The 789-nt window shown below is 51.2% G+C and carries 2 protein-coding genes; both read right to left on the bottom strand.

The genetic code is table 11. From position 1 onward, the window contains the following. Nucleotides 1–525, bottom strand: a 525-nt coding sequence (locus L2W48_RS12875; RefSeq protein WP_236116558.1) for an IS3 family transposase, incomplete at its 3' end; no start/stop codon positions are given. Between the two features lie 16 nt (nt 526–541). Then, a partial coding sequence (locus L2W48_RS12870) for a transposase (RefSeq protein ID WP_369123587.1) occupies nt 542–789 on the bottom strand: 248 nt, incomplete at its 5' end.

Below are 789 nucleotides of genomic sequence, written 5' to 3'. Positions count from 1 at the left end.
TATCTCTGGCTTGCCCATCTCCAGAGCCCTATTCAAAGCCACGATGCAGAATTCAGCGTCAAGAGTATTGGATAGCTCCCAGGAGAGGATATAGCGGCTATACCAGTCGATGACAGCTACGAGATACATGAACCCACAGGTGAGTCTACAGTACGTGATATCCGTACTCCAGACCTGGTTGGGCTTCCCCACCTTTACGTTTCGGAGCAGGTAGGGATACACCTCCCGTTCCGGATGAGGTCTACTGGTCCCCGGTTTGGGAGCCAGCCCTTCTAGGCCCATAAGCCTCATCAGACGTTGGACTCTCTTGCGATTCACGTCGTATCCCTCACGACGAAGCCAGGCGGTCATTCGCCTACTACCATAGGTTGGGATGTCTGTGTATTGTTTATCTATACATTCCATGATCTCCAGGTTCTCTAAACTCTCTCTCCCAAATGTCGGGGGAGAGTAAAAGCTGGAACGGTTCAAATTGAGGAGATCACATTGTCGGCGAATGCTGAGATGAGGATGATCCGATTCCACACAGCCTCGCTTCTCCTCAAGAGTCAACGCCAGATTTTTTTTTAAGCCAGTCCAGCTCTACTTTGAGCCGACCGATCTCCTGGTAGAGAGGGGCTGTTATGGCGTCGACATCTACAGGGCTTCCCTTACGCTGAAAGATCTCCGGCAGCCCTTGTAGTAACTGTTTTTTCCACTGTCCGATCTGAACTGTGGAGACTCCAAAATCACTGGAGAGCTGCACTAGGGTCTTATCTCCCTTCAGCGCTGCCAGGGCTACTTTGGTCT

The organism is Dethiosulfovibrio russensis (assembly GCF_021568855.1).
GTDB classification, from domain to species: Bacteria; Synergistota; Synergistia; order Synergistales; family Dethiosulfovibrionaceae; genus Dethiosulfovibrio; species Dethiosulfovibrio russensis.
The sequence above is the reverse complement of the archived record's forward strand: the minus strand, read 5'-3'. Positions and strand labels throughout refer to the sequence as shown.